The sequence below is a fragment of the Aquimarina rubra genome, assembly GCF_042684305.1.
Taxonomy (GTDB): Bacteria; Bacteroidota; Bacteroidia; order Flavobacteriales; family Flavobacteriaceae; genus Aquimarina; species Aquimarina rubra.
In genome coordinates this window covers 1,268,726-1,293,141 of the sequence record NZ_JBHULE010000019.1, presented here as the reverse complement: position 1 = coordinate 1,293,141, position 24,416 = coordinate 1,268,726, and the positions used below count along the sequence as shown (strand labels likewise).

The following is a 24,416-nucleotide window of genomic DNA, read 5'->3' as shown; positions in this document are numbered from 1 at the left end:
TTTTACGAATATTTTAAGGTTGTTACATCGTCGGAAACATTTAACAAAACTTCTGCTCCTAAAACCAATGCTCTGTTGTCTTCTATATGCCCCATAGGGAAATCAAATGCTACAGGAAAATCATACCCCTTTACCACATCCAAAATAATTTCTTCAGCATTTTTTCCAAACAAAACATTATTGTCATGCATTTTAGTCATTCCACCTACAATCAATCCTGATAATTCATCAAAATATCCGTTGCGTTTTAAATTCTGAAGCATTCTGTCTATATGATATAAATATTCATCCAAATCCTCGATGCATAGTATTTTACCTCTACAATCAACGGAGGACTTAGAGCCACAAAGGGCATATAAAATAGACAAATTACCTCCTATAAGTTTCCCTTTACAATTTCCTAGTTTATTCTTTTGGTTATAATTAATAGTGTAATTTTCTTTTGCACCAAATAAGGTGTTATAGAGAGATTGTCTTGACGCCTCGGTCCCTTTATGGATATCAATAGGCATCGCTGCATGCACTGTTGCAATACCTAAATTATGAATATGAGAATGTAATACTGTAATATCAGAATATCCAATAATCCACTTAGGATGCTTAATAAAATCAGAAAAATCCAGTTGATCTATGATGCGTACAGTACCATAACCTCCACGAGCACACCAAATTGCCTTAATTTCTGTATCATCTAGCATTTTCTGAAAATCTAATCTCCTTTCTTCATCTGTTCCCGCAAATTGATTGTTCTCCAATCCAATTGTGGTACCAACAACAGGATGCAAACCCCAATTTTTCAAAATGTTAGTTGCTTCATCAATTTCTTTCTGAGTAATTTTTCTTGCTGTAGCAACTATTGCTATTTTATCTCCTTTTTGTAAAGAATCAGGCTTCAACATTTCTTAAAATTTCAATTTAAGATACTAATTAACAAATGTTTTCGTTCTAAACTATTATATTACAGTGAAAATCGTCCCTTAACACTAATAAACCTATTTGCCTATGATCTCTGATACTTCTTGTAACTTAGCATCTTTGGATCCTTACGTGCCTACTACAGAGAACCCCTGGAACGTAAGTAAAATAAATCATTTATACCGGCGAGTCGCCTTTGGAGCCACTAAAACCCAGGTAATTGATGCTTTGAACCAAAACAACCCATCAGCTTTAGTAGACTCATTAATAGATGAAGCTATTGCATTAGCTCCTAACCCTGCGCCAGAATGGGGTTTCTGGAACCGTGATCAATTTGAAGCCGCCGAAATGGCGAATGAAGATAATGATACCAGATTTTACCGTAATGAAGGTAAAAGACAAATGATTTATGACTTCTTGCAAAATGGATTGCGGGATCGATTAACATTATTTTGGAGTAATCATTTTGTCACCGAAGATCAAGTATATAGAAGTCCCGCATACCAATATCAGTACTACAATCTCCTGCAACTTCATGCACTAGGAGATTTTAGACAATTTGTATATGACATTGGAATTTGCTCCGCCATGTTAGTGTATCTTAACGGTGATGAAAACACCAATGATAGACCTAACGAAAATTATGCACGTGAGCTTTATGAGTTATTTACACTCGGTGTGGATAACGGATACAACGAAAATGATATTCTTGAAACCGCTAAAGCCATAACAGGTTGGGTAGAAACCAATGATATTCCCTGGGGACCTATCACTTTTAATCCAGGACGTTTTAGCAATGACACCAAAGATATTTTTGGGCAATCAGCTAATTTTGGATACTATGGTTTGGGCAGTCCTGATGATGTAATTGCTCATTTATTTGTACAGCGAGAAACTCTTATCGCTAATTTTATCTGTGGTAAATTATACACCTATTTTGTAAGTCCTACATGTAATGAAGCCATTGTGGCTCAAATGGCACAGACGTTTATTACTAATAACTGGCAGATTGCTCCGGTATTGCGACAACTTTTTAAAAGTGAGCACTTCTTTGATCTTCAAGCAATAGGAGCTATTATTAAAAGTCCTATTGATTTATTTGTTAACTTTTTTAAGCAATTGAATTTTGAATCGCCTCCTACGCTTGATTCTTTGAACTTTTTATTGGGTACAACTTCAACTATGGGACAAGAAGTTTTAAATCCTGTTGATGTAGAAGGTTGGCAAGGAGATGAAGACTGGATCAGCCCTGATTACTTAATAGGAAGATGGGTAGAACTTCAAAACCTTCTGGATGCTTTTTACTCACAAAATCAAACACAATTTGGTACTTTTTTAAATGGTCTCCCAATAGGAACATTGGCAGATGGTTTTGTGAATAATAGTTTACAAGGAGAACAGGTAACTATCGTTGTAAAAGCGATTCTAGATTATTTCCTTCCGCGAGGGTTAGAGGATCAAACCTTATTTGATGAAGCCTTGGCTATTTTCAAAGAGTTCTATCCTGACAATTATTATGACCCGGATGCAGTAGCTCCTAATCTTTGGACATTAGATTTATCAGGAGTTCCTGATCAATTCTATGCATTGCTTAGCCATATTGATGAATTGCCCGAATTCCAACTTAAATAAAAAGCTTATGTGTAATACACACCACCATAAAAATATAAAAGAAACGAAAAACGCTACAAAAGAAGGTGTTTGTAATACCGATGATCACAAAAAATGGAACCGTAGATCTTTTTTACAAGCCTTAGGGCTGGTAGGAGGAGGATCCATGATGCTAGCGAACACCAATCTTACAGTTTCCAGGCCCTCTCCTCTATCATTAGCGTTAAGCCAGGCTGAGTCTGATAAAATACTAATCATTTGCAGATTAGGAGGAGGAAATGATGGCTATAATACAATCATACCTGTAAATCAATATGAAAGTTATGCAAGAGCCAGACCTTTAATCAAAATTCCTCCTAGTGAATTCATTAATCTGGAAGAAAATGAATATGCGATGCCAAAACCTATGAATAAATTAGAAAATTTATGGGGTGATGGGATGATGAAAGTGGCTCACGGCGTGGGTTATGAAGATCAAACTTTATCGCATTTTAGAGGAACTGATATCTGGGCCAATACCAATTTAGTAGAAGAAGAACAATCCGGATTTATGGGAAGGTATTTTCAGCAGTTATATCCTAGTTATATCACTAGTCCACCACCAAGCCCACCATCTATTCAGATTGGAAGTATTGGGAACTTGATTTTTAAAGGTCCTGACAATGATTTCTCTTTTGCCATTTCTGATCCTGGAAGATTAGAGGATTATATTGAAAACCAAGGATATAGTTTAGATCCTTCACCAGATTGCACATATGGGGATCGTCTTAATTTTATTAGAGAAAGTACCAATGTGACCTACACCTATGCTGAAGCAATTTATGACGCTTTTGAAAGATCTACAGATTTTGCAGGGTATTTAGAAAATGATAATTTTGCCAGGCAAATGCGCATTGTAGCCCGTTTAATCAAAGGAAACCTGGGCACCAAAGTATATATGGTTACCCTTGGTGGTTTTGATACTCATAATAATCAAATACAAAGACATCAGCAATTACTGAATTCTTTTTCTGAAGGTATCAGTAATTTTTATGCAGATTTACAAGCTTCCGGATGGGATGATAAAGTATTAACCATGACGATTTCAGAATTTGGGAGAAGACTAGTGGAAAATGGTTCTCTAGGAACTGACCACGGTACAGTTGCACCGATGATGTTTTTTGGAACAGGATTGAACGGTAATGGTTTTATAGGAGATCATCCTGAACTTCCACCAAACCCAACGGTTGGATTTAATGCAGAGCAAACCAACGACTTCAGACAAATCTATTCTACCATTATGAAAGAATGGTTATGTATTCCGGAAAATATCGTGAGCGAAGCACTACTTGGTGCAGAATTCGAATCATTGGATTTAGGCTTTACTTGTGGCGGGGTGAGTCCCAATATACCTGGAGATGGAGAAACACTATCACATATTGTGACTTATGATGGAGGACAAACCTTTATTAATATCAATAACCCTGAAACAACTCACGTAGATATTACTTTGTTTAATATTATTGGACAGAAAGTAGCAACATTAAGAAATGAAATGCTTCTGGAAGGTCAGCATATAATTGATGTCAAAGAATCTGCAGGGACCAGATTAAGTACTGGTCAATATGTGTACAGAATTGAAACCGGGACCGGTGAATTCAGTAAGTCTCTGTTGATTTCCTAACAACATAATAATATTTTAAATATAGAAAGCTCTGATTTTTTACAATCAGAGCTTTTTTCGTTTCAAAACAAATGCTACCACAGAACAACAAGCTGTTTTTAAGAAGATTATAACTTATTTTAACGTGTTTTAACAATCTTTTAAAGCGTTAAAAAACAAATACTCACTGATCCACACCGAATACTAAAAACATTATCACCTCTGATTACTAAATCCCTATGTTTATATACGTTATGTCGAATAGTTGAATGGCTTCAGAGGAAAAGACAACAAAACCAAAAAAATTCCTAATAAGAGCTAAACGTTTCTTAACAAGAAACTAACTATCAAATAATTACGTTCAAAAATCTAACTAACATAAATTCTTAACTAACACAAACTTCTATGATGACAACAAGTACTTCTTGTAATGTTGCTTCATTAAATGTCTATTCCCCAACGAATACAAATCCCTGGAATAGACAAAAGGTTAATCATTTGTATAGAAGACTTGGTTTTGGTGCAACTCCTGAGATGGTGGATATTGCTCTTAACCAAAACCCTTCTACTTTAATTGATAACTTAATTGATGAAGCCCTGAATCTAAACCCAACTCCCTCGCCAGAATGGGGTTATTGGATAAAAGATGACTTTGACGCTACACCAGAAAATCCTTCTGCATACAGAAGAGAATGGAAAAATCAAATGGTAGCAGATATGTTTCAAAACAACCTAAGGGATCGTTTGACTTTATTTTGGAGTAATCATTTTGTAACAGAAGACAATGTATACAGCAGCCCTGCTTACATGTTTCAATATTATAATTTATTACAACTCCACGCATTAGGTAATTTTAAAGACTTTACGAGCGATATCGGACTTTCTTCAGCGATGTTAATTTACCTTAATGGGAACGAAAACACCAAAAATAGACCCAACGAAAATTACGGAAGAGAACTTTATGAGCTTTTCACACTGGGTGTAGATAACGGATACACCCAAAATGATATCGTTGAAACAGCCAGAGCGCTAACCGGCTGGAATGAAAGACAGGTGCGTTGGGGTCCTATCACCTTTGATGAAAACAAATTTGACAATGAAGAAAAAATCATTTTTGGTCAAACTGGTAACTGGGATTATTATGACGTAATTAGAATTCTTTTTGAACAAAGACCGCAACAGATAGCCAAGTTTATATGTGGTAAATTCTATCGATACTTTGTTAGTCCGGTTGTTAATGAAGATATTGTAAATCAACTTGCGCAGACCTTTCTCGATAATAACTTTGAAATTGCACCGGTACTAAGGCAATTATTCAAAAGTGAGCATTTCTTTGACCAAAGAAGTCTTGGAGTCTGCATTAAAAGTCCAGTCGACATACAGATCAATTTCTTTAAAGATCTAAATTTCGAATTACCGGCAGATTTTGCATTTAACAACAAAATACGCGCTGGATGCCAAGAACTAGGACAAGATCTACTGAAACCAGTGGATGTTGCTGGCTGGCAGGGAGATAAGGATTGGATAGACTCCAGTACCTTAACCACTAGATGGGACAGGATAGGCTGGTATCTTTGGAGATCATGGAGACATAATGAAGAACAGTTTAAAACACTTGCGATTAATATTATGGGAGGTAATTCTAGCGATGTGGAACTTGTGTCCAGATCGATTTTAGATAATTTTCTTTCTAAAGAGTTACTAAGTGCCACAGAATATAGCCAAGGATTAGAAATTTTTAAAGATCAGGTTCCCGAAAATTATTTTGAAGACGGTACCTGGAGTCTTAATTGGGATACAACTCCCAGACAAGTCTACAGGCTTTTACGATTTCTCATAACAATTCCTGAATTCCAACTTAAATAGAAAAACCATGTGCGATACTCATTATAAAAACTTGACTCCAAAACCTGGTAGTTGTAATAATCAGGAACATAAAAAATGGAACAGACGTTCTTTTCTACAAGCTTTAGGTATTGTTGGTGGTGGTACCGTTGCGTTTGCCAACACCGCACTATCTGTATCAAAACCTTCACCCCTATCAGCAGCTCTTAACGAATCAGAGACAGATAGAGTACTTATAATTGTAAGGCTGAAAGGCGGAAACGATGGATTAAACACTGTGATCCCAATTAACCAATATGACACCTATGCGAATGCGCGTCCTAATATAAGGATACCGCAAAATCAGTTATTTAAGCTTAACGACGATTATGGCATGCCTAACTACGCTAATAAATTTGAACGATTGTGGGGCGACGGTCAGATGAAAATAGTACACGGCGTTGGGTATGAACAAAGTGCCTTATCTCATTTTACAGGTTCTGATATTTGGGCAACATCCGATGTAACTGATCAAGAAGATACAGGATGGATGGGAAGATATTTTGAAAACCTATATCCAGATTATTTACTAGACCCTCCAGAACGTCCAGCAGCGATCCAAATAGGAAGTAGTGGCAATCTGATATTTAATGGTGACCAAAACAATTTTGCTTTTTCTGTAGCTGATCCCAGAAAGCTTTATGAAATTGCTCAAAATGGATCTCTTTATGACCTTACCAATCTTCCTGATTGTACTCACGGAGAAAAAGTAGGATATCTAAAAGGTGTTGCCAATACCACTTTTACCTATGCTGGTGTTATCAATGATGCGTATGAAAGTACTTCTGACTTTGGAAATTATCCGGACAATAAGCTATCACAACAATTAAGCGTTGTATCAAGGCTTATAAAAGGGAATTTAGGAACCAAAGTATATTTTGTAACCTTAGGTGGTTTCGATACTCATAATGATCAATTAAACAGACAGGAAGAATTGATAACTCAGCTATCAGAAACGATGTCTCATTTTTATGATGATCTAAAAGATGCCGGATGGGACGATAAGGTTGTTTCTATGACAATTTCAGAATTTGGAAGAAGAGTCAAAGAAAATGGATCTCGCGGAACAGATCACGGTACTGCGGCACCAATGATGCTTTTTGGAACTGGATTGGATGGTAATGGTTTTATTGGAGAACATCCAGATCTTTCGAATTTAAACAGAAATGGAAACCTTTACAATACAAATGATTTTAGACAAGTATATGCCTCAATAATGAAAGAATGGTTGTGTATTGACGCCAATATCGTGGATCAGGTTCTTTTGGATGAACAATATAATTCACTCGATTTAGGTTTCGACTGTAATAGTCTCAGTACAGGTGAAGAAATACCGGATCCTAAAAACTTCAACCATGTAGTTACCTATTCTGAAAATCAATCTTTCATTCACCTCACAAATGCTCAGGCTGGTCATATAAGTGTAGATTTATTCAGTATGACAGGACAAAAAGTAGCGAATTTAAAAAATGAAATGCTTTTGGAAGGAGAATACGTTATTAACGTGAAAGAAGCTGCTAAGACAACACTATCCGAAGGGTTTTATGCATATAGAATAACAAAGGGCAAACAACGGTATAGTAAATCCGTAATGATCTTGTAACTAAGATTTATAATCCTATTATACACTAAGCAGTATTAGTTTTATTTCTAATACTGCTTTTTTAATCCGTATCGGGGTATTTTTTATTTCTAAAAAATCTTCAAAACACTTTTAACAACAGTGCAGTAAATAAGATCTTCATTAATTAGCTAAAGCCTGTATATTTTATCTTAGTTTATTACCTTTGTGCCTCATTTTTACAAGCATTATGAGCGCACCTAAAAGATATACAATTACATCAGCTTTACCATATACAAATGGACCTATTCATATCGGACATCTAGCCGGAGTTTACGTTCCTGCCGATATTTATTCCAGATATCTTAGAATGACCGGAAACGATGTGGCTTTTATTTGTGGTAGTGATGAACACGGTGCTGCCATACCTATGCGTGCAAAAAAAGAAGGAGTTTCTCCGCAGGTGATTATAGATAAATACCACACCATCATCAAAAAATCTTTTGAGGACTTCGGAATTACCTTCGATAACTATTCCAGAACCTCTGCTCCTATTCATCATGAAACCGCTTCAGAATTTTTCAAGAAATTATATGAAGATGGAAAATTTATTGAGGAAACCTCAGAACAATTATATGATGCAGAAGCAGATCAGTTTCTTGCAGATAGATTTGTAACTGGTACTTGTCCAAAGTGCGGAAACGAAGAAGCGTATGGTGATCAGTGTGAAAATTGTGGTAGTTCATTAAATGCTACAGATCTTATAAATCCAAAATCAACTATTTCAGGAGCAAAACCAACACTAAAACAAACCAAACACTGGTTTTTACCATTAGATCAATATGAAGATTTTCTGAGAGAATGGGTATTGGTTGGTCATAAGAAAGACTGGAAAACCAATGTCTATGGTCAGATCAAATCCTGGGTGGATGATGGTCTAAGACCCAGAGCAGTTACTCGTGATTTAGATTGGGGAATCCCTGTTCCTGTAGAAGGAGCCGAAGGAAAAGTATTGTATGTATGGTTTGACGCTCCAATTGGCTATATATCTTCTACCAAAGAATGGGCTGCAAGAGAAGGAAAAGATTGGGAACCTTATTGGAAAGATAAAGACACTAAGCTTGTACACTTTATTGGTAAAGATAATATCGTATTTCATTGTATTATTTTTCCTAGCATGCTAAAAGCTGAAGGAAGTTATATTTTACCTGAAAATGTTCCTGCTAACGAGTTCTTAAATCTGGAAGGAAACAAACTCTCTACGTCCAAAAACTGGGCAGTTTGGTTACACGAATATTTAGAAGATTTTCCGGGTAAACAAGATGTATTGCGATATGCCTTAACAGCAAATGCTCCTGAAACTAAGGATAATGATTTTACCTGGAAAGATTTTCAAGATAGAAATAATAATGAATTAGTAGGTAATTTTGGGAATTTCATCAATCGAATTGTCGTATTGACAAATAAATACTACGATGGTGTAGTTCCTACCCCAAATGAATTTTCTGAAATAGATCTGCAAACCTTGACCGAGCTAAGAGCATATCCAAGTGTGATTAGTAGTTCTATAGAAAGATATCGTTTTAGAGAAGGCTCACAAGAGTTATTAAATGTTTCCCGATTGGGAAATAAATATCTGGCGGATGAAGAACCTTGGAAACTTATTAAAACAGATCCGGAACGTGTAAAAACCATTATGTATGTTGGTTTACAAGTTGCGGCGGCTTTAGCCACCTTATCAGAACCTTTTTTACCATTTACTTCTGAGAAACTAAAGAATATTCTAGCTGTTAATTCTGATGACTTAAAAACAAATTGGAACGAAATTGCAACCAAAGAAATATTACTTCCCGCTGATCACAAAATAGAAAAAGGAGAGTTATTATTCTCTAAAATCGAAGATGCAGACATCCAAAAGCAGTTAGATAAACTAGAAGCTACTAAAAAAGTCAACGAAGCTGAAAATAAAACAATAGAGCCACAAAAGGACACAGCAACTTTTGAGGATTTTACTAAAATGGATCTAAGAGTTGGCACCATTGTGGAAGCGGAGAAAATGCCGAAAGCTAAAAAGTTATTGGTGCTTAAAGTAGATACAGGAATTAACACTAGAACGATCGTTTCAGGTATTGCAGAACACTTTAAACCAGAAGATCTTATTGGTAAAAAGGTGACGGTGTTGGTAAATCTTGCTCCACGCGCATTGCGAGGAGTAGAGAGCGAAGGAATGATCCTTATGACAGAAACTCCTAATGGAAAACTAGTATTTCTAAATCCGGATGAAGATGGAGTCAATCCTGGAGCAGTGATTAGTTAATCATTATTTTACAAAGCAAAAATGCAATGATAAAAAAAATTCTTTTTGTATTCTTTTTCAGTCTATTAATTCAAAAAGTAGCTGGCCAAAAAACAGTCTTTGAATTTGAACCTAATTTTGATAAGGAAATATATGCTACCTATCCTATAGTAAACAATGAAAATAATGAACTATTAATTCTGTTTGACACCAAGAACAAATACCATACTTTTCTTTTTAATTCTGATTTCGAAGAGATTTCTAAAATTAATTTTGACAGACTACCAAAGAGAATTAACATCTTCCTTGGATATACAATTCAAGCAGATAATTATTTTATTATTTTCAAAAATTCTTCAAGCACCAAATTTGCGGTTGTTTCTATTAATTTCAAAGATAAAACTTCTAGTCATGAGATTATTGATTTTAGTTTAAATTCAGAGAAATTATTGGATGTATTTAATTTTAAAAACAAACTACATCTTATCTCTACCAAATTTGATTCCAAAAGTTTTAATATTTACGTTTACGAAGATGGTAATTTTAAAAAAAATCCTATAAGTATAAATGGTGAGAACGAAGACAAACCTTATGCTGGCACTGCATATGACCTATTGGTAGATCAAAAGTTTACTAATACTGGGGATAATATGAAAATTATAGATAACAAGATTCCCAATTCAATAGCTGGAAGTAATTATAAAGCCAAGTTTTATATTAATGAAGAGTCTTTTACAATTACATTTGACAAAGAGAAGGACATTACTCGAGTAATTTCTATTGATCCAAATAGCTTTGAGGTTAGTAGAAGCATTTTTTATCATTCAAAAAATAGAACGCAAAAAATAAAAAACAGTAACTCATACATTTTTGGAGATAAATTATTTCAATCGGCCAGTTCCTATGATTTTCTTAAACTTACAATTACGGATATAAATACTAAGAAGGTTATAAAGGAATTTCTTGGTAATAATTTACAAGATATTTATTTTAAAAATGGTTCAATTAATCAATATAAAACAGATCTTTTAGGAGGTAAGAGAGAGCTTACCACTTCCAAAAAATTTCTTCGAAAAATATCTAAAGGAATGCAAGGAATATCAGTTTTCAATGTTAAAGGAAATTATAAAGTTTCTATTGGAAGTGTTAAACCTGTCACTTTTAGTGGAGGTGGTAGTGGTTGGAGTACAAGTTATAATGGTTCTGGAGTTCCTACGATGCAATATAATCCATCATTACAAGGTAGTTCAGATCAAAAAACTGTCTGGATCAATTGTATTTTTGATAAAGATTTTAATCACCAAGAAGGAGAAGTTAAAGATTTTATACCGAAGCGTATTTTGAATTTTGAAAAAAACACAACTATAAAAAGAAAATCAATCTTCAAATTCCAAAATAAAATGTATCGTGGTGTATTTATCCTTTCCCTAAACAGATACCGAATTAGTCATTTTTTGTAGGTAAAAATAATACCCAAAACAGTATATTATCCTTTATAAAAACATTAGTTAATAGTATGATCTTCGATGATTAATGGAATATTGCCTAAACCATTTACATGTAAAAGGAACTTATTTATAAAAAAATGAAACGATATTTAATACTTTTTAGCTTACTATCTATATGCTTTTTCACCAGTGCTCAAGAGAAAGTATTAGAGCTAGAAGATGGTTTTGTAAAATTCCAATCTAAAAAAGAGTCTTATGCATTACCAAATCAGCTTACCGGTGATCTTATGCTTTTACTAGAAGAGGGTAGGCAATTCCACGCGCATTTACTAGATAGTAATTATAATACAACATCTAAAATTTCTACCAAAACGATTCCTTCTAAATACAAATATATCTTAGGATATAATGTGGTAGGTAATACATATTCCATTTTCTTTAGTGATAGTTGGAGTACTAAATTTGGAGTTCAAACTTTTGATTTTGACACAAAAACCGCTAAAAACACGTTTTTAGACTTTAAGATTAAAGGCGAAAAATATGTAGAAAGCGTCGTTTACAATAATAAAATTTATTTAATCACTATTACAAAAAGGTCATCAGACCTAAATATCTATACCTTTGACAAACAATTTACACCTACCAAAAACACGGTTTCTTTAAAAGAATTAGAATATCCAAATCCTGGAAGCAGAAATCATACTATAACAGCCTATTATTTAATGCTTTCTGATGCTGGTGGAATGTCACGCTCGGTGATAGATATTGAAAAAATAGAAGGAAGTAATCCTAATGTTATTGAAACTACTTCAAAAGAAAACAAACTATATCAGTTTAGTAATCAATTGGTCTTCAGTTTTGATTATAATCACAAAAAAACTCAACTGTGTTTTATAGATTTAGAAACATTTGAAGCTGTAGTAAAATCCTATGATAAGCCATCTAAAACCGAAGAAGGATATCGTAAAAGTAATTCGTATATATTCGATAATAAGCTTTTTCAGATCGCAAGTTCTAACCAAAAAATGAAATTTACTGTTCTAGATTTGGAGACTGAAAAAATCATTAAAGAATATAAAGTAACGAAAGAAGATACCATTCGATTTAAAAACTCACCTATCATTCAGGAAGGTGGAGGCATACTTCCTGGTTTTTCTGAAAATCGAGTTAGAGAAATGGAAAAAACATCCAAATATCTTAGAAAAATCTCTTCCTCTGATTTAGGAATATCAGTATATAAAGTAGATAATGAATATAATATCGTGCTTGGAGGCACAAAAGAAATTACTACCAGCAATGGGTATGCCGGAATGAATGGTTTTAGTGGTGGATTTGGTATGGGAGGGACTGTTGGCGGTTCTACTGGTGTATGGATAGGTTTTAATCCGACGTTCTATAACTATGGTAGTTATACGACTACAAAGTCTACATATATCAACTGTCTGTTTGACAACAACTTTAATCATATACAAGGCGATATTCAAAAGAATGGTTATGATCGATTATTTGAATTTGAAGACAATTTAGATATCAAAACGAAAGCGGTTAATATCTTTTTACATAAGGACAGATTACATTACGGTTTCTTTGATCCCAAAAAAAGAACCTATGAATTATATAGCTTCAAAGAATAGTTCTCTATGCTTAAGATAGCACACCATCCTATATACAAACATCCATTGCCAGAAGGGCATCGTTTTCCGATGATCAAATATGAGTTGTTACCTAAACAACTGCTTCATGAAGGTACTTGTACAGAAGAGAACTTTTTTAAACCTCAAATACCCGATTCTAAGCCTATTTTGGCTGTCCATACGCAAGAATACTATGAAGAGCTTACAAAACTTACATTAGATCGAAAAGCGGTTCGTAAAATTGGTTTTCCATTATCACAAGAATTGGTAGATCGAGAAGTCATAATTGCGGATGGCACTATGAAGGCTTCAGAATATGCGCTGAAATATGGAGTCTCTATGAATATCGCAGGCGGAACACATCACGCCTATACTGATCGTGGTGAGGCTTTTTGCTTATTAAATGACCAAGCCATTGGAGCCAGGTATTTACAGCACAAAGGCTTGACTAAAAAAATATTAATCGTTGATCTGGATGTACATCAAGGCAACGGAACTGCAGAGATATTTGAGAATGACACTGATGTTTATACATTCTCAATGCACGGAGCTAGTAATTATCCTTTTAAAAAGGAACAATCTGACTTAGATATCCCTCTTGATAATGGAATAAGGGATGAAGATTACTTAAAAATCTTAAAAGAAACCCTTCCTCCGCTTATTGAAAACCAAAAACCGGATTTTATCTATTATCTCTGCGGTGTAGATATTTTGGCTTCAGACAAACTTGGTAAGCTGAGTTGTTCTATTAATGGCTGCAAAGAAAGAGATCGATTCGTATTACAAACCTGCAAGGATCTCTCGATCCCGGTAATGTGTTCTATGGGTGGTGGATATTCCCCAGATATAAAAATTATTATTGATGCACATGCTAATACTTTTAGACTGGCACAAGACATTTTCTTTTGACATGTAATCGTTTGTAAATGGATAAATAATGTATCTTAGAGATAAAATTAGCTCTCTATGCAAAAAGACTGTCCGGAATGTGGTGAAAAAATTATCGGAAGAGCCGATAAAAAGTTCTGCAGTGATTACTGCAGAAATTCTTTTAACAATAAAATCAATAAGGATAGTAAAAACCTGGTAAGAAATATCAATAATCGTCTCAGAAAAAACTACAGGATACTAGAAGAACTTAATCCAAATGAAAAAACAAAGACTACCAAATCAAAACTAATCGCTAAAGGATTTGATTTTCAACATTTCACCAGTATTTATACAACAAAAGTCGGTACGGTCTATTATTTTGTGTATGATCAAGGATATCTTCCTTTAGAGAATGAATACTATGCGTTGGTAAAAAGAAACAGTTAATATGTCTGATTTTATAATCCCTTTTCAAATAACTTCGAACGGGTATTTAGTGATCATCGTCTTTATTCTAATCATCGCCCTATTTGCTTTTATTGGATATTATTTTAGCCATAAAAACAGAATACTTAGAAAAATAAGCCAAATAGGATCAAAAAGAATTCAACTCGTCAAAGATCAGGAATACATTAAAATTATTGGAAAAGTAAGTACTATAGACAATCCACTCGTATCGCCTATAGGAAAAAGAAAATGTGTTTATTATCAGGTTCGTGTTCAAGAAAAACGCGGTGGCAAAAACAAATCCTGGCATACTATTATAAAAGAAGATAAAGGAATTGATTTTATAGTAGAATCCTCTGGAGAAAAAACTATAGTGCAAGCCAGCACATCTGCTAAGACTAAAATGGTGTATTTAGTTAAGGATATAAAACACTCATCAGGAACTTGGAACGATCCTTCCAAACACTTAGAAACATATCTTCAATCCCATGGTAAAGATAGCACCGGATTATTTGGTTTCAACAAAAGCATACGCTATCGAGAAGGGGTGATCGAAATAGGAGAAAAAATCACACTATTGGGCACAGGGAGCTGGAAAGAGTCTGATCATAATCTCGATCGATACTCTTCTAAAAGTTTATACATATCAGGTGATAGTGAAAACAAACTAATCATTACAGATGATCCTAAAGCACAAGAATCAAAGAAGAAATAGATCTACTTATCTCTCCAATTTTGGCTATTCATTTTTAGTGCTGCTTTCATAACATCTTTCTGGCTAATTTGCCCAACTAATTTACCATCCTCAAGAATTGGAAAACGTCTTCTTTTTGTTTCTAAAAACTTATTTGCAGCATCAAAAATACTAATGTTACCATCTATGGTTTCCACATTTTTAACCATAAACCTTTCTACATTGGCATCGTCAATAGGCATGTTATAGTAACGACTTTCATTTAATTGTTTAATGCAATCTCCTTCAGAAATAATTCCTAATAATTCATTTTGCTCGTTGACAACTGGACCACCAGAAATTTTATGTTTTATTAAACTCTCCATAACTTCCATAACAGACTGTTTTGGAGAAAAAGTGATCAAATTTCTGGTCATATAATCCGAAACTTTAATCGGTGTATTATCCTGCTTTTTTACCTTGGTTCTAGCGCCCTGAAAACTTATAATTCCCATAATAATAGTGATTTAGTGAATCTTAAATATAGTCATTTTGCGTTACTTATTCAACGACTTTTTAACATTTATAATGATAAAATCTTATTTTATTACCTTTATCGCAACCAATAAAATAGATAAATATTAGTTATTGTTAAAAAAAACTAATACTCACAACACTTATCTTAGTAGATATTAAATAAATGAGGCAAATAAGAATCAAATTGATAAAAGTGAGTTTACTACCATTTCTTTTTTCATATTTCCAGTTCTATCCTAAAATCTTACCATACATCTCTTCGCGAAAACTAACACAAACAATCAATAACTGATGAAAAAAGTTCTTTCAGTACTTACACTTGTATTTATTATTTTATCTGTTTGGTATACTTTTTATAGTAGTATGCCTCAACAAATTTCTGGTTTAGATACTCCAAAGCAAGAATTTTCTACTTTGAGAGCATTAGAACATGTTAAGAAAATCTCTGAGAAACCGCATTATATTGGTAGTCCAGCACACGATGAAGCCAAAAACTACATCATAGAAGAGCTCAAAAAACTAGGATTATCGCCAGAAATTCAGGAAGGTTTTTCTCTCGGTGATAAAGGTAGTATGAGCAAACCTCAAAATATTATCGCACAAATTAAAGGTACATCAGAAGAAAGTAAAGCATTACTCCTTCTCTCACATTATGATAGTAGTCAACACTCCTCTTACGGAGCAAGTGATGCAGGAAGTGGAGTTGCAACTATTTTAGAAGGTATTAGAGCGTTTTTAGCTCAAAATAAAACTCCTAAAAATGATATTATCATGTGTATTACAGATGGAGAAGAACTGGGTTTAAATGGAGCTGATTTATTCGTGTCAGAACACCCAAGAGCTAAGGATATTGGACTAGTATTAAATTTTGAAGCTAGAGGAAGCGGTGGGAACTCCTATATGTTGATGGAAACCAATAGTAAGAATGGAAAAATGATTGAAGAATTCATAAAAGCCGACCCACAATTTCCGGTTACTAATTCTTTAGCGTATAGTATTTATAAATTGTTACCCAATGATACTGATTTAACTGTTTTTAGAAAACACGGTGATATGCAAGGATATAACTTCGCTTTTATTGATGACCATTTTGATTATCATACAGCTAACGATACCTGGCAAAACCTAGATTTAAATACCTTGCAACATCAGGGAAGTTATTTAATGCCTCTGCTTAGCTACTTTTCTAATTCTGATATTACCAATTTAAAATCAGAAGAAGACTTCTTATATTTTAATACTCCAGTATTTAAAGTAATCAAATATCCTTTTAGCTGGATTTATCCTTTATTGGGATTGGCCATTTTTCTTTTTATCACATTGTTAGTCATCGGAAAATCCAAATCTCGTATTAATGCAGGTGAAGTAGGGAGTGGTTTTTTGGCATTTATTATTTCTGTAGGTCTAGCCGGAGTTCTTGGCTTTGGACTATGGAAGTTGGTTTTGATCATATATCCTCAATACAATGACATATTGCACGGTTTCCCGTATAATGGCTATTATTACATCGCAGCCGCCGTATTACTAGCCATTGCCGCTTTCTTTAAAGTATACAGTATTTTTGATAATACCGAGCAATTACCGAGCATTTTGGTAGCACCTTTATTTTTCTGGATTGTAATTTGCGGAGCAGCTGCAGTTTATTTAGAAGGCGCTAGCTATTTTATCATACCAGTACTCCTATGTCTTTTATGTCAATTTGTTTTGATCAATCAAAAAAGACCTTTTCCGCTGTTAATGCTCATTTTATGTTTACCCTCGATTTTTATGATCGCGCCGTTTATTGCAAGCTTTCCAGTTGCTTTGGGGCTAAAAATAGCCTTTGCATCCTCTGTACTTACGGTTTTGCTTTGCACATTATTGTTACCTGTCATTGGTTTTTATACTAAAAAAAGCATGTTAGGAACTATTACTTTTATACTAGCTTTGGTATGCTTAGGATTATCTCATTTTAAGTCTGATTTTACTGAAGAAAGACAAAAACCCAATAGTCTGGTATACATTTTACACGAGGATGAAAATAAAGCATACTGGACATCCTATGATCATACACTAGATTCTTGGACCAAAAAATATATTGATCGACTTAAGAATATTGCAGAAAATTGGAATCAAAATACTATTGAAAGTAAGTACAGTAATTCTTTTAATTATGTAAATAATGCTCCTTTAAAGAAAATTAAATCTTCAAAAATAGAAGTATCTTTCGACAGTATTAATGGAGATAAACGAATGTTGGATATATGCATTAGTCCACAACGAAATATCAACAGAATGGATTTATTTGTTCGCAAATCCTTCAAGTTTGAAAGTCTATTTGCTAATGGAGCCACTGCAAAAGGCATTACCGGAAAAGATCGTTTTGTACGAGGTTCATTTACGGAACGTAGCAGTAATCGGTTATTAACATATCATTTAAGGGATAATGAACCTTTAGAATTAAGAATGCAATTTCATAAAGATTCTGTTCCAGAAATTGTTTTGTATGAATCCTCCTATGATTTATTAGAAAATGAACTGTTTTCTGTACCAAAAAGATCTGAAACGATGATTCCAAAACCATTTGTACTTAATGATGCGATTACCATTAAGAAAACTTTGAGATTCGAGTATATAGAAAGACCTAAAGATTCCACATCTTTGCAAACAGATCAATCTCAAAATTTATCAGAAGGTAATGAGCAAACAGATTAGTATCCTGGGTACGGGATGGTTAGGACTACCATTGTCCACAACTCTACTTACGAAAAAATACGTTGTTAAAGGTTCCACAACTTCAGAAAGTAAATTAGATACTCTAAAAAACGAAGGTATTGACCCTTACCTAATAGAAATCACTGAAGCGGGTCCTAAAGGCCCTGTAGATTCTTTTTTAGACGGAAGCGAAATTCTAATTATCAATATCCCTCCTGGGTTAAGAAGAAATCCAGAAAGTAACTTTGTGAGCAAAATCAAGAGTCTTATTCCGTCAATCGAGCAATCTTCTGTCCAGAAAGTACTTTTTATTAGTTCTACTTCGGTTTTTGACGATCTTGAAGAGTTTCCTTTGATTACTTCAGAAAACGCTCCTAACGCTTCTTCAAATGCTGGAAAACAATTAATAGAAACAGAACAACTTTTACTAAATAATCAAAGATTTAGAACTACCATTCTTCGTTTTGCAGGTTTATTTGATGAAAGAAGACATCCCGCGACCATGCTTTCCAAAAGAAAGAATATTAAAAATCCACTAGCTCCTGTAAATCTGATTCATAGAGAGGATTGTATTGGTATTATTGAAAAAGTAATAGAAACTGATAGTTGGAACATAACTTTTAACGCATCCTATCCTCATCATCCTGAGAAAGCTGAATATTACTCTTCTATTTGTAGACAAATGGATTTACCTATTCCAGATTATGATTTTGAAACTACTTCTAAAGGAAAAATTATTAGTTCGGATAAGATTTCAGGGGCATTAAACTATACGTTTCACAGAAATCTGTATTTATTCGGAAGGTAATCCTAAATTCAGTCGTTTAATCAAGGAATCAATCAATTGTTCTTCTCGATACGGATTAGGAAGTGTAAATCGTTTACCAAATTTCATTCGATGTAATCTTTCCAGATAAAAAGAAAAACTACCAGGATTCAGATCACCACTTTTATACGCTTTGTATAAATAATCAAAATATTTATTCTTTGTTTCTATAGTACCAGAATGATGGATTACAATATAAGGAGCTCTAGTTGCACGTTCCCCGTGTTTAGCGATAGAAGGATAACCGTATTTTTCCAGATATAATTCGATTTTTTTAAGATTGCTTGCGTCGTCTTTCATTGCCTTAAGCATGGCCTCTTTTCCTTCTTTACTATCATATCCATATTTTACTTCTATTGCCGTAACATCTTTACGAGTCTGTTGATCTTTTTTATAAATCTCTTCCAGAAAAAATCTTTTTTGCTCATCCGTTTTTAATGAGGCTATTTCTTGAATAACTTCTTCCTTTATTTCGTATTTCTGATTACAGCTTGTTATCATTAATATAATAATCAAGCCCAATAAAATTTTATTCATATTTTCTAAAATAAAAAACTTCAAACCAAGAGTAATTTGAAGTTTTTCTGTTTAACAAAAAAGTAGTTTCTATAGCGTATCGTAATACGCCACTAATCTTACCAAATCCACTTCCTTTTTAAAGTCTAGCCCTTTGTCGTTTATATAGCTTTTTAACTCTGCTTGCTTATCAGGAAAGGATTTTACAATCTTTCTTTTATTCATTTTAAGAGGTGCCAGCTTTCCGTCAATTTCGATATAGTACTTTTCCGTATCCATAAATTTTGCCGGTTCATTTTTATGATATGATGTCTTTGCCACTTTTGGAAGTTTAAATGTCTTTGTAAGCTCTTTGTATACATTAATATCAGCATTACATCTTAGTTTTATTAAATACCCCTTCTTAGGTTCCCCATAAGCATCAGTGTATTCTTTATAATGATACTCTTTATTACCAATACGAACAAAAACCTGATCTGATTTTACTACAGCACTGATGTTTTCACTCTCTGGATGTTCTCTAATTTCTATTTGGTTATTGTATACATTATATCTAAAGGACATTCCCACGATTTTTTTATCAAAACTTAAATCTATCAATTCTCCTTTTTTAAATTCTTTTTGCTCATATGGAGACCCTATTGCTCCAGAAAGATCTACTCCTTCAAGTTCTGATGAACGAGTGTAATCTGGTTTAAACAACTCTTCAATTGGTGTTAATATACTTCTGTTTATACGACTTTGTGCCTCAACATTACAGTTTAATAATACGACAACAATAAATAAAATAGTACCTCTCATTTTACACGGTTTTGATATTTATAAATAAAAATAGATAATAAAAAGCTCTTTTAATAACCTTTTAACTTAGTTCGATTAAAACACAAACTTTCCTTTCTCTATATATTAATGTCATTCTTGTACAAAATGTTACCAAAAAGTATTCCTTTTTTACAAAAAAACTCCAAATCTTGTGATTTGGAGTTTTTAAATAAGTTTATAGTATGCTTCTAAATGAGCATCATAGAATCATTTTATCCCTTAAGACTTGCTTTAAGATATTCACGATTCAAGCGCGCAATATTCTCTAAAGAAATCCCTTTAGGACATTCAATTTCGCAAGCTCCGGTATTCGTACAATTACCAAAGCCTTCTGCGTCCATTTGATTTACCATTGCCATAACACGCTCTGTAGCTTCTACTTGTCCTTGTGGAAGCAATGAAAACTGTGAAACTTTTGCCGAAGTAAATAACATTGCTGATGCATTTTTACAAGCTGCTACACAAGCTCCACAACCAATACAGGTAGCGGCATCCATTGCCTCATCTGCATCCTCTTTACGAATAGGGATTGCATTAGCATCAATCGTATTACCCGAAGTATTTACAGAAATAAATCCTCCTGCCTGCTGGATGCGATCAAAAGAACTACGATCGATCATCAAATCCTTTATTACCGGAAATGCTTTTGCTCTAAACGGCTCAATATAAATTGTATCACCATCATTAAACTTTCGCATGTGTAATTGACAAGTAGTCACCAAACGGTCTGGACCGTGTGGTTCCCCATTGATCTGCAAAGAACAAGATCCACATATTCCTTCTCTACAGTCGTGATCAAATACAACCGGTTCTTCGCCCTTTTCAATTAAACCTTCGTTTAACACGTCTAACATTTCTAAAAAAGACATATCTCCCTCAACTCCGGATATTGGATAATCTACTATCTTTCCTTTGGATTGAGCGTCTTTTTGACGCCATATTTTTAATGTAAGATTCATATTATTTTAGCTTTTGGTTGTCAGTTGTTTGCTGTTAGTTTCAAAACATATATTATCTATAAACTAACAACTAGCAACCATCAACTATTTATAACTACGTGTTTTTAATTCAATATTTTCATATACCAATTCTTCTTTATGAAGAACGGCATCTTTAGGTTCGCCTTTATATTCCCAGGCAGACACAAACTTGAAGTTTTTATCATCTCTCAATGCTTCTCCTTCTTCAGTCTGATATTCTTCTCTAAAGTGTCCTCCACAAGATTCATTTCTCGTTAAAGCATCTTTAGCAAAAAGCTCTCCTAATTCTAAGAAATCAGCAACTCTGCCTGCTTTTTCCAATTCAGGATTCATACTGTCTGCTGTACCAAGAACTTTTACATTCTTCCAGAAATCTTCTCTCAAAGCTGCAATTTCTTCAATTGCTTCTTTTAATTCTTTCTCATTACGAGACATTCCACACTTATTCCACATGATCTTACCTAATTTCTTATGGTAATAATCAACAGAATTCGTTCCAGAAGTGTTCATTAACTTTTCAATACGATCCTTTACATCTTTTTCTGCCTGATCGAACTCTGGTGTGTCTGTTGGAATTTCTCCCGTACGAATATCTTTCGACAAATAATCTCCGATGGTATATGGTAAAACGAAATATCCATCAGCCAAACCTTGCATTAATGCTGATGCTCCTAATCTGTTAGCACCGTGATCAGAGAAATTAGCTTCTCCAGCGGCGTAACATCCGGGAACAGTAGTTTGTAGGTTATAATCTACCCAAAGACCACCCATGGTGTAATGCACTGCTGGGTAAATCATCATTGGAGTTTTGTATGGATTCTCATCAACGATTTTCTCATACATCTGGAACAAGTTACCATACTTGGCTTCAATGACTTCCTCTCCCAATTTGGTGATTTGCTCTTTTGAAGGGTTATGAATTCCTGTTGTTAGTGCTTTTTCTTTTCCATAACGCTCGATCGCCGCAGCAAAATCAAGATAAACAGCCTCTCCGGTTTTATTTACCCCAAATCCAGCATCACAACGTTCTTTCGCAGCTCTGGATGCCACATCACGTGGTACAAGGTTTCCAAATGCTGGATATCTGCGTTCCAGATAATAATCTCTATCTTCTTCTGCTAATTGTGTTGGCTTCAGTTTACCGGTGCGAATCGCTTCAGCATCTTCCTTTTTCTTAGGCACCCAAATACGACCATCATTTCTTAAAGATTCAGACATTAATGTTAATTTTGACTGATTTTCTCCAGAAACAGGAATACAAGTTGGGTGAATTTGAGTAAAGCAAGGATTTGCAAAGAAAGCTCCTCTTCTGTGAGCTCTCCAGGCTGCCATTACATTACTTCCCATTGCATTGGTGCTTAAGAAAAATACGTTTCCATATCCTCCCGTTGCCAATACCACCGCATGTGCTGAATGTCTTTCTATTTCTCCTGTTACAAGATTACGAGCTATGATTCCTCTAGCTTTTCCCTCGATCTTCACTAAATCTAACATTTCGTGACGGTTAAAAGCCTCGATTTTTCCACGATTGATCTGACGGTTCATCGCAGAATACGCTCCTAACAATAACTGCTGACCTGTTTGTCCTTTTGCATAAAAAGTTCTGGATACCAAAACTCCTCCAAAAGAACGATTGTCTAGTAGTCCACCGTACTCACGAGCAAATGGAACTCCTTGTGCTACACATTGGTCAATAATATTACCAGAAACCTCAGCTAACCGGTATACATTTGCTTCACGTGATCTATAATCACCTCCTTTTACTGTATCATAGAAAAGACGATAATCAGAATCCCCATCTCCTTGATAATTTTTAGAAGCATTGATCCCTCCTTGTGCTGCAATAGAGTGTGCACGACGCGGAGAATCCTGATAACAGAATGTTTTTACATTATATCCCAACTCAGCTAAAGTAGCAGCTGCACTTCCTCCTGCTAATCCTGTACCAACAACGATCACATCAATGTTACGCTTGTTGGCAGGATTTACCAGATCAATAGTATTTTTATGTTTTGTCCACTTATCTGCCAGTGGACCTTCAGGTATTTTAGAATCTAAAATTGACATAATAGTGGTGTTTTTAATGATTAAAATGATGAACGATTGCTATTACTACGAAACCTAGCGGAATAACTATTGCAAAAGCTTTTGCAAACTTAGTAGCACCTACAGCATATTTATTATTAAAACCTACTGATTGAAATGACGATGCAAAACCATGCCACAAGTGCAATGCTAAAAACACAAAGGAAAGCACATACAATCCTGTACGGATTGGACTTTCGAACTTGTGCACCAGTTCTTCATAATATCTCGTAGGAACCTCTGGGTTTACTTCTACATACTTGTAAACGATTTCAGGAACCCAGAAATCATAGAAATGTAATCCCAAAAAAGCTAATACTACTAATCCTGAATAAATCATGTTTCGAGATACCCAAGACGCATTCGCGCCTCCATTATACTTAGCATATTTTACAGCACGTGCCTTATTGTTTTGTATTTCTAATACAAATCCCATTACAAAGTGAAAAATCACCGCAAAAATCAGTACCGGCTGTAGCGCAAACTGAACTACCGGATTCGTTCCCATAAAATGAGAAATCTCATTAAATGTATCCGGACTAAAAACCGATGTAAAATTGATACTGAAATGCTGAAGTAAGAAGAATACTAAGAAAAGTCCCGAAAGTGCCATCGCTACTTTTCTAGCTATTGAAGATTTTATCAATCCACCCATTTTTTAAAATGTTTAAAATTTCGATAGCAAAAGTAAGGCTCATAGGTCTTTTTAACAACATTTATAGTAGCTTTATATCGTATTTATAATGAATTTAAAATATAACATTCCTTTTGTTTAAGCTTTACTTCGAAATCGTTTGAGTAACCCTTTTCAAGATTCAACAAAAAAAACATTCGTTTTTTTGTAAATATCTTACTTTTGCTTCGTAAAAAAGCGTAATTCATGTGTACAACAAACTTTTCGAAAATAGCTTTCTATTAAATAATTCTATTACCTGCGCTTCACAGAAATTATTCTTTTAGTAAGATTTTATAAAA

At 34.2% G+C, this 24,416-nt stretch carries 19 protein-coding genes; 12 read left to right on the top strand and 7 right to left on the bottom strand.

What is annotated here, in order from left to right; translation table 11 throughout:
* Window positions 1-2 precede the first annotated feature (2 nt).
* On the bottom strand, window positions 3-899 hold the full coding sequence (locus ACFSR1_RS14325; protein ID WP_378293625.1) for a S66 peptidase family protein: 897 nt from the start codon (window positions 897-899) through the stop codon (window positions 3-5).
* 103 nt (window positions 900-1,002) lie between these two features.
* On the opposite strand from ACFSR1_RS14325, the gene ACFSR1_RS14320 reads away from it, so the two are divergent.
* The 10 genes from ACFSR1_RS14320 (at window position 1,003) to ACFSR1_RS14275 (ending at window position 15,023) form a co-directional block, all read left to right on the top strand.
* Window positions 1,003-2,547 carry a DUF1800 domain-containing protein gene (locus ACFSR1_RS14320; protein WP_378293624.1) on the top strand — a complete coding sequence of 515 codons (1,545 nt, stop codon included), beginning with the start codon at window positions 1,003-1,005 and terminating at the stop codon, window positions 2,545-2,547.
* 7 nt (window positions 2,548-2,554) lie between these two features.
* Complete coding sequence (locus tag ACFSR1_RS14315; protein ID WP_378293623.1) at window positions 2,555-4,189, top strand: DUF1501 domain-containing protein; 1,635 nt, start codon at window positions 2,555-2,557, stop codon at window positions 4,187-4,189.
* A 384-nt stretch (window positions 4,190-4,573) separates the two neighbouring features.
* The gene (locus tag ACFSR1_RS14310; RefSeq protein WP_378293622.1) at window positions 4,574-6,034 is read left to right on the top strand and encodes a DUF1800 domain-containing protein; all 1,461 of its coding nucleotides are present in this window, start codon (window positions 4,574-4,576) and stop codon (window positions 6,032-6,034) included.
* Window positions 6,035-6,041: 7 nt separating this feature from the next.
* On the top strand, window positions 6,042-7,655 hold the full coding sequence (locus tag ACFSR1_RS14305) for a DUF1501 domain-containing protein (RefSeq protein ID WP_378293620.1): 1,614 nt from the start codon (window positions 6,042-6,044) through the stop codon (window positions 7,653-7,655).
* A 208-nt stretch (window positions 7,656-7,863) separates the two neighbouring features.
* Window positions 7,864-9,930 (top strand): methionine--tRNA ligase, encoded by a 2,067-nt coding sequence (gene metG / locus ACFSR1_RS14300; RefSeq protein ID WP_378293618.1) that lies wholly within the window; start codon window positions 7,864-7,866, stop codon window positions 9,928-9,930.
* A gap of 26 nt (window positions 9,931-9,956) precedes the next feature.
* Window positions 9,957-11,369, top strand: a complete 1,413-nt coding sequence (locus ACFSR1_RS14295) for a hypothetical protein (RefSeq protein WP_378293617.1) — start codon at window positions 9,957-9,959, stop codon at window positions 11,367-11,369.
* A 125-nt stretch (window positions 11,370-11,494) separates the two neighbouring features.
* Entirely contained in the window at window positions 11,495-12,991 is a 1,497-nt protein-coding gene (locus ACFSR1_RS14290) for a hypothetical protein (RefSeq protein WP_378293615.1), read from the top strand.
* Between the two features lie 6 nt (window positions 12,992-12,997).
* Complete coding sequence (locus ACFSR1_RS14285) at window positions 12,998-13,900, top strand: histone deacetylase family protein (RefSeq protein ID WP_378293613.1); 903 nt, start codon at window positions 12,998-13,000, stop codon at window positions 13,898-13,900.
* A gap of 57 nt (window positions 13,901-13,957) precedes the next feature.
* Window positions 13,958-14,308, top strand: a complete 351-nt coding sequence (locus ACFSR1_RS14280) for a hypothetical protein (protein WP_378293611.1) — start codon at window positions 13,958-13,960, stop codon at window positions 14,306-14,308.
* 1 nt (window position 14,309) lies between these two features.
* Window positions 14,310-15,023, top strand: a complete 714-nt coding sequence (locus tag ACFSR1_RS14275; RefSeq protein WP_378293609.1) for a hypothetical protein — start codon at window positions 14,310-14,312, stop codon at window positions 15,021-15,023.
* A gap of 2 nt (window positions 15,024-15,025) precedes the next feature.
* On the opposite strand, the gene ACFSR1_RS14270 is transcribed toward ACFSR1_RS14275, so the two are convergent.
* Window positions 15,026-15,496, bottom strand: a complete 471-nt coding sequence (locus ACFSR1_RS14270; RefSeq protein WP_378293607.1) for a CBS domain-containing protein — start codon at window positions 15,494-15,496, stop codon at window positions 15,026-15,028.
* Window positions 15,497-15,809: 313 nt separating this feature from the next.
* Here ACFSR1_RS14270 and ACFSR1_RS14265 point away from each other — a divergent pair, with 313 nt between their 5' ends.
* Window positions 15,810-18,212, top strand: coding sequence for a M28 family peptidase (locus tag ACFSR1_RS14265; protein WP_378293605.1), 2,403 nt, complete (start codon window positions 15,810-15,812; stop codon window positions 18,210-18,212).
* Complete coding sequence (locus tag ACFSR1_RS14260; RefSeq protein WP_378293603.1) at window positions 18,196-19,020, top strand: NAD(P)H-binding protein; 825 nt, start codon at window positions 18,196-18,198, stop codon at window positions 19,018-19,020. Before ACFSR1_RS14265 ends, ACFSR1_RS14260 begins: the two co-directional genes overlap by 17 nt.
* On the opposite strand, the gene ACFSR1_RS14255 is transcribed toward ACFSR1_RS14260, so the two are convergent.
* From ACFSR1_RS14255 to ACFSR1_RS14235, 5 genes are all read right to left on the bottom strand, one after another.
* Window positions 19,006-19,575, bottom strand: coding sequence for a hypothetical protein (locus tag ACFSR1_RS14255; protein ID WP_378293601.1), 570 nt, complete (start codon window positions 19,573-19,575; stop codon window positions 19,006-19,008). The genes ACFSR1_RS14260 and ACFSR1_RS14255 overlap by 15 nt on opposite strands.
* Before the next feature lie 69 nt (window positions 19,576-19,644).
* Window positions 19,645-20,355, bottom strand: a complete 711-nt coding sequence (locus tag ACFSR1_RS14250; RefSeq protein WP_378293599.1) for a hypothetical protein — start codon at window positions 20,353-20,355, stop codon at window positions 19,645-19,647.
* Window positions 20,356-20,588: 233 nt separating this feature from the next.
* Entirely contained in the window at window positions 20,589-21,335 is a 747-nt protein-coding gene (locus ACFSR1_RS14245) for a succinate dehydrogenase/fumarate reductase iron-sulfur subunit (RefSeq protein ID WP_378293597.1), read from the bottom strand.
* Between the two features lie 84 nt (window positions 21,336-21,419).
* Window positions 21,420-23,423, bottom strand: coding sequence for a fumarate reductase/succinate dehydrogenase flavoprotein subunit (locus ACFSR1_RS14240; RefSeq protein ID WP_378293595.1), 2,004 nt, complete (start codon window positions 23,421-23,423; stop codon window positions 21,420-21,422).
* Window positions 23,424-23,436: 13 nt separating this feature from the next.
* Entirely contained in the window at window positions 23,437-24,096 is a 660-nt protein-coding gene (locus tag ACFSR1_RS14235; protein WP_378293593.1) for a succinate dehydrogenase cytochrome b subunit, read from the bottom strand.
* Window positions 24,097-24,416: the final 320 nt, after the last annotated feature.

Excerpts from the sequence above, each read along its gene's own strand:
- ACFSR1_RS14325 (WP_378293625.1), bottom strand. The coding sequence starts at position 899 with ATGTTGAAGCCTGATTCTTTACAAAAAGGAGATAAAATAGCAATAGTT.
- ACFSR1_RS14320 (WP_378293624.1), top strand. The coding sequence starts at position 1,003 with ATGATCTCTGATACTTCTTGTAACTTAGCATCTTTGGATCCTTACGTG.
- ACFSR1_RS14315 (WP_378293623.1), top strand. The coding sequence starts at position 2,555 with ATGTGTAATACACACCACCATAAAAATATAAAAGAAACGAAAAACGCT.
- ACFSR1_RS14310 (WP_378293622.1), top strand. The coding sequence starts at position 4,574 with ATGATGACAACAAGTACTTCTTGTAATGTTGCTTCATTAAATGTCTAT.
- ACFSR1_RS14305 (WP_378293620.1), top strand. The coding sequence starts at position 6,042 with ATGTGCGATACTCATTATAAAAACTTGACTCCAAAACCTGGTAGTTGT.
- metG (WP_378293618.1), top strand. The coding sequence starts at position 7,864 with ATGAGCGCACCTAAAAGATATACAATTACATCAGCTTTACCATATACA.
- ACFSR1_RS14295 (WP_378293617.1), top strand. The coding sequence starts at position 9,957 with ATGATAAAAAAAATTCTTTTTGTATTCTTTTTCAGTCTATTAATTCAA.
- ACFSR1_RS14290 (WP_378293615.1), top strand. The coding sequence starts at position 11,495 with ATGAAACGATATTTAATACTTTTTAGCTTACTATCTATATGCTTTTTC.
- ACFSR1_RS14285 (WP_378293613.1), top strand. The coding sequence starts at position 12,998 with ATGCTTAAGATAGCACACCATCCTATATACAAACATCCATTGCCAGAA.
- ACFSR1_RS14280 (WP_378293611.1), top strand. The coding sequence starts at position 13,958 with ATGCAAAAAGACTGTCCGGAATGTGGTGAAAAAATTATCGGAAGAGCC.
- ACFSR1_RS14275 (WP_378293609.1), top strand. The coding sequence starts at position 14,310 with ATGTCTGATTTTATAATCCCTTTTCAAATAACTTCGAACGGGTATTTA.
- ACFSR1_RS14270 (WP_378293607.1), bottom strand. The coding sequence starts at position 15,496 with ATGGGAATTATAAGTTTTCAGGGCGCTAGAACCAAGGTAAAAAAGCAG.
- ACFSR1_RS14265 (WP_378293605.1), top strand. The coding sequence starts at position 15,810 with ATGAAAAAAGTTCTTTCAGTACTTACACTTGTATTTATTATTTTATCT.
- ACFSR1_RS14260 (WP_378293603.1), top strand. The coding sequence starts at position 18,196 with ATGAGCAAACAGATTAGTATCCTGGGTACGGGATGGTTAGGACTACCA.
- ACFSR1_RS14255 (WP_378293601.1), bottom strand. The coding sequence starts at position 19,575 with ATGAATAAAATTTTATTGGGCTTGATTATTATATTAATGATAACAAGC.
- ACFSR1_RS14250 (WP_378293599.1), bottom strand. The coding sequence starts at position 20,355 with ATGAGAGGTACTATTTTATTTATTGTTGTCGTATTATTAAACTGTAAT.
- ACFSR1_RS14245 (WP_378293597.1), bottom strand. The coding sequence starts at position 21,335 with ATGAATCTTACATTAAAAATATGGCGTCAAAAAGACGCTCAATCCAAA.
- ACFSR1_RS14240 (WP_378293595.1), bottom strand. The coding sequence starts at position 23,423 with ATGTCAATTTTAGATTCTAAAATACCTGAAGGTCCACTGGCAGATAAG.
- ACFSR1_RS14235 (WP_378293593.1), bottom strand. The coding sequence starts at position 24,096 with ATGGGTGGATTGATAAAATCTTCAATAGCTAGAAAAGTAGCGATGGCA.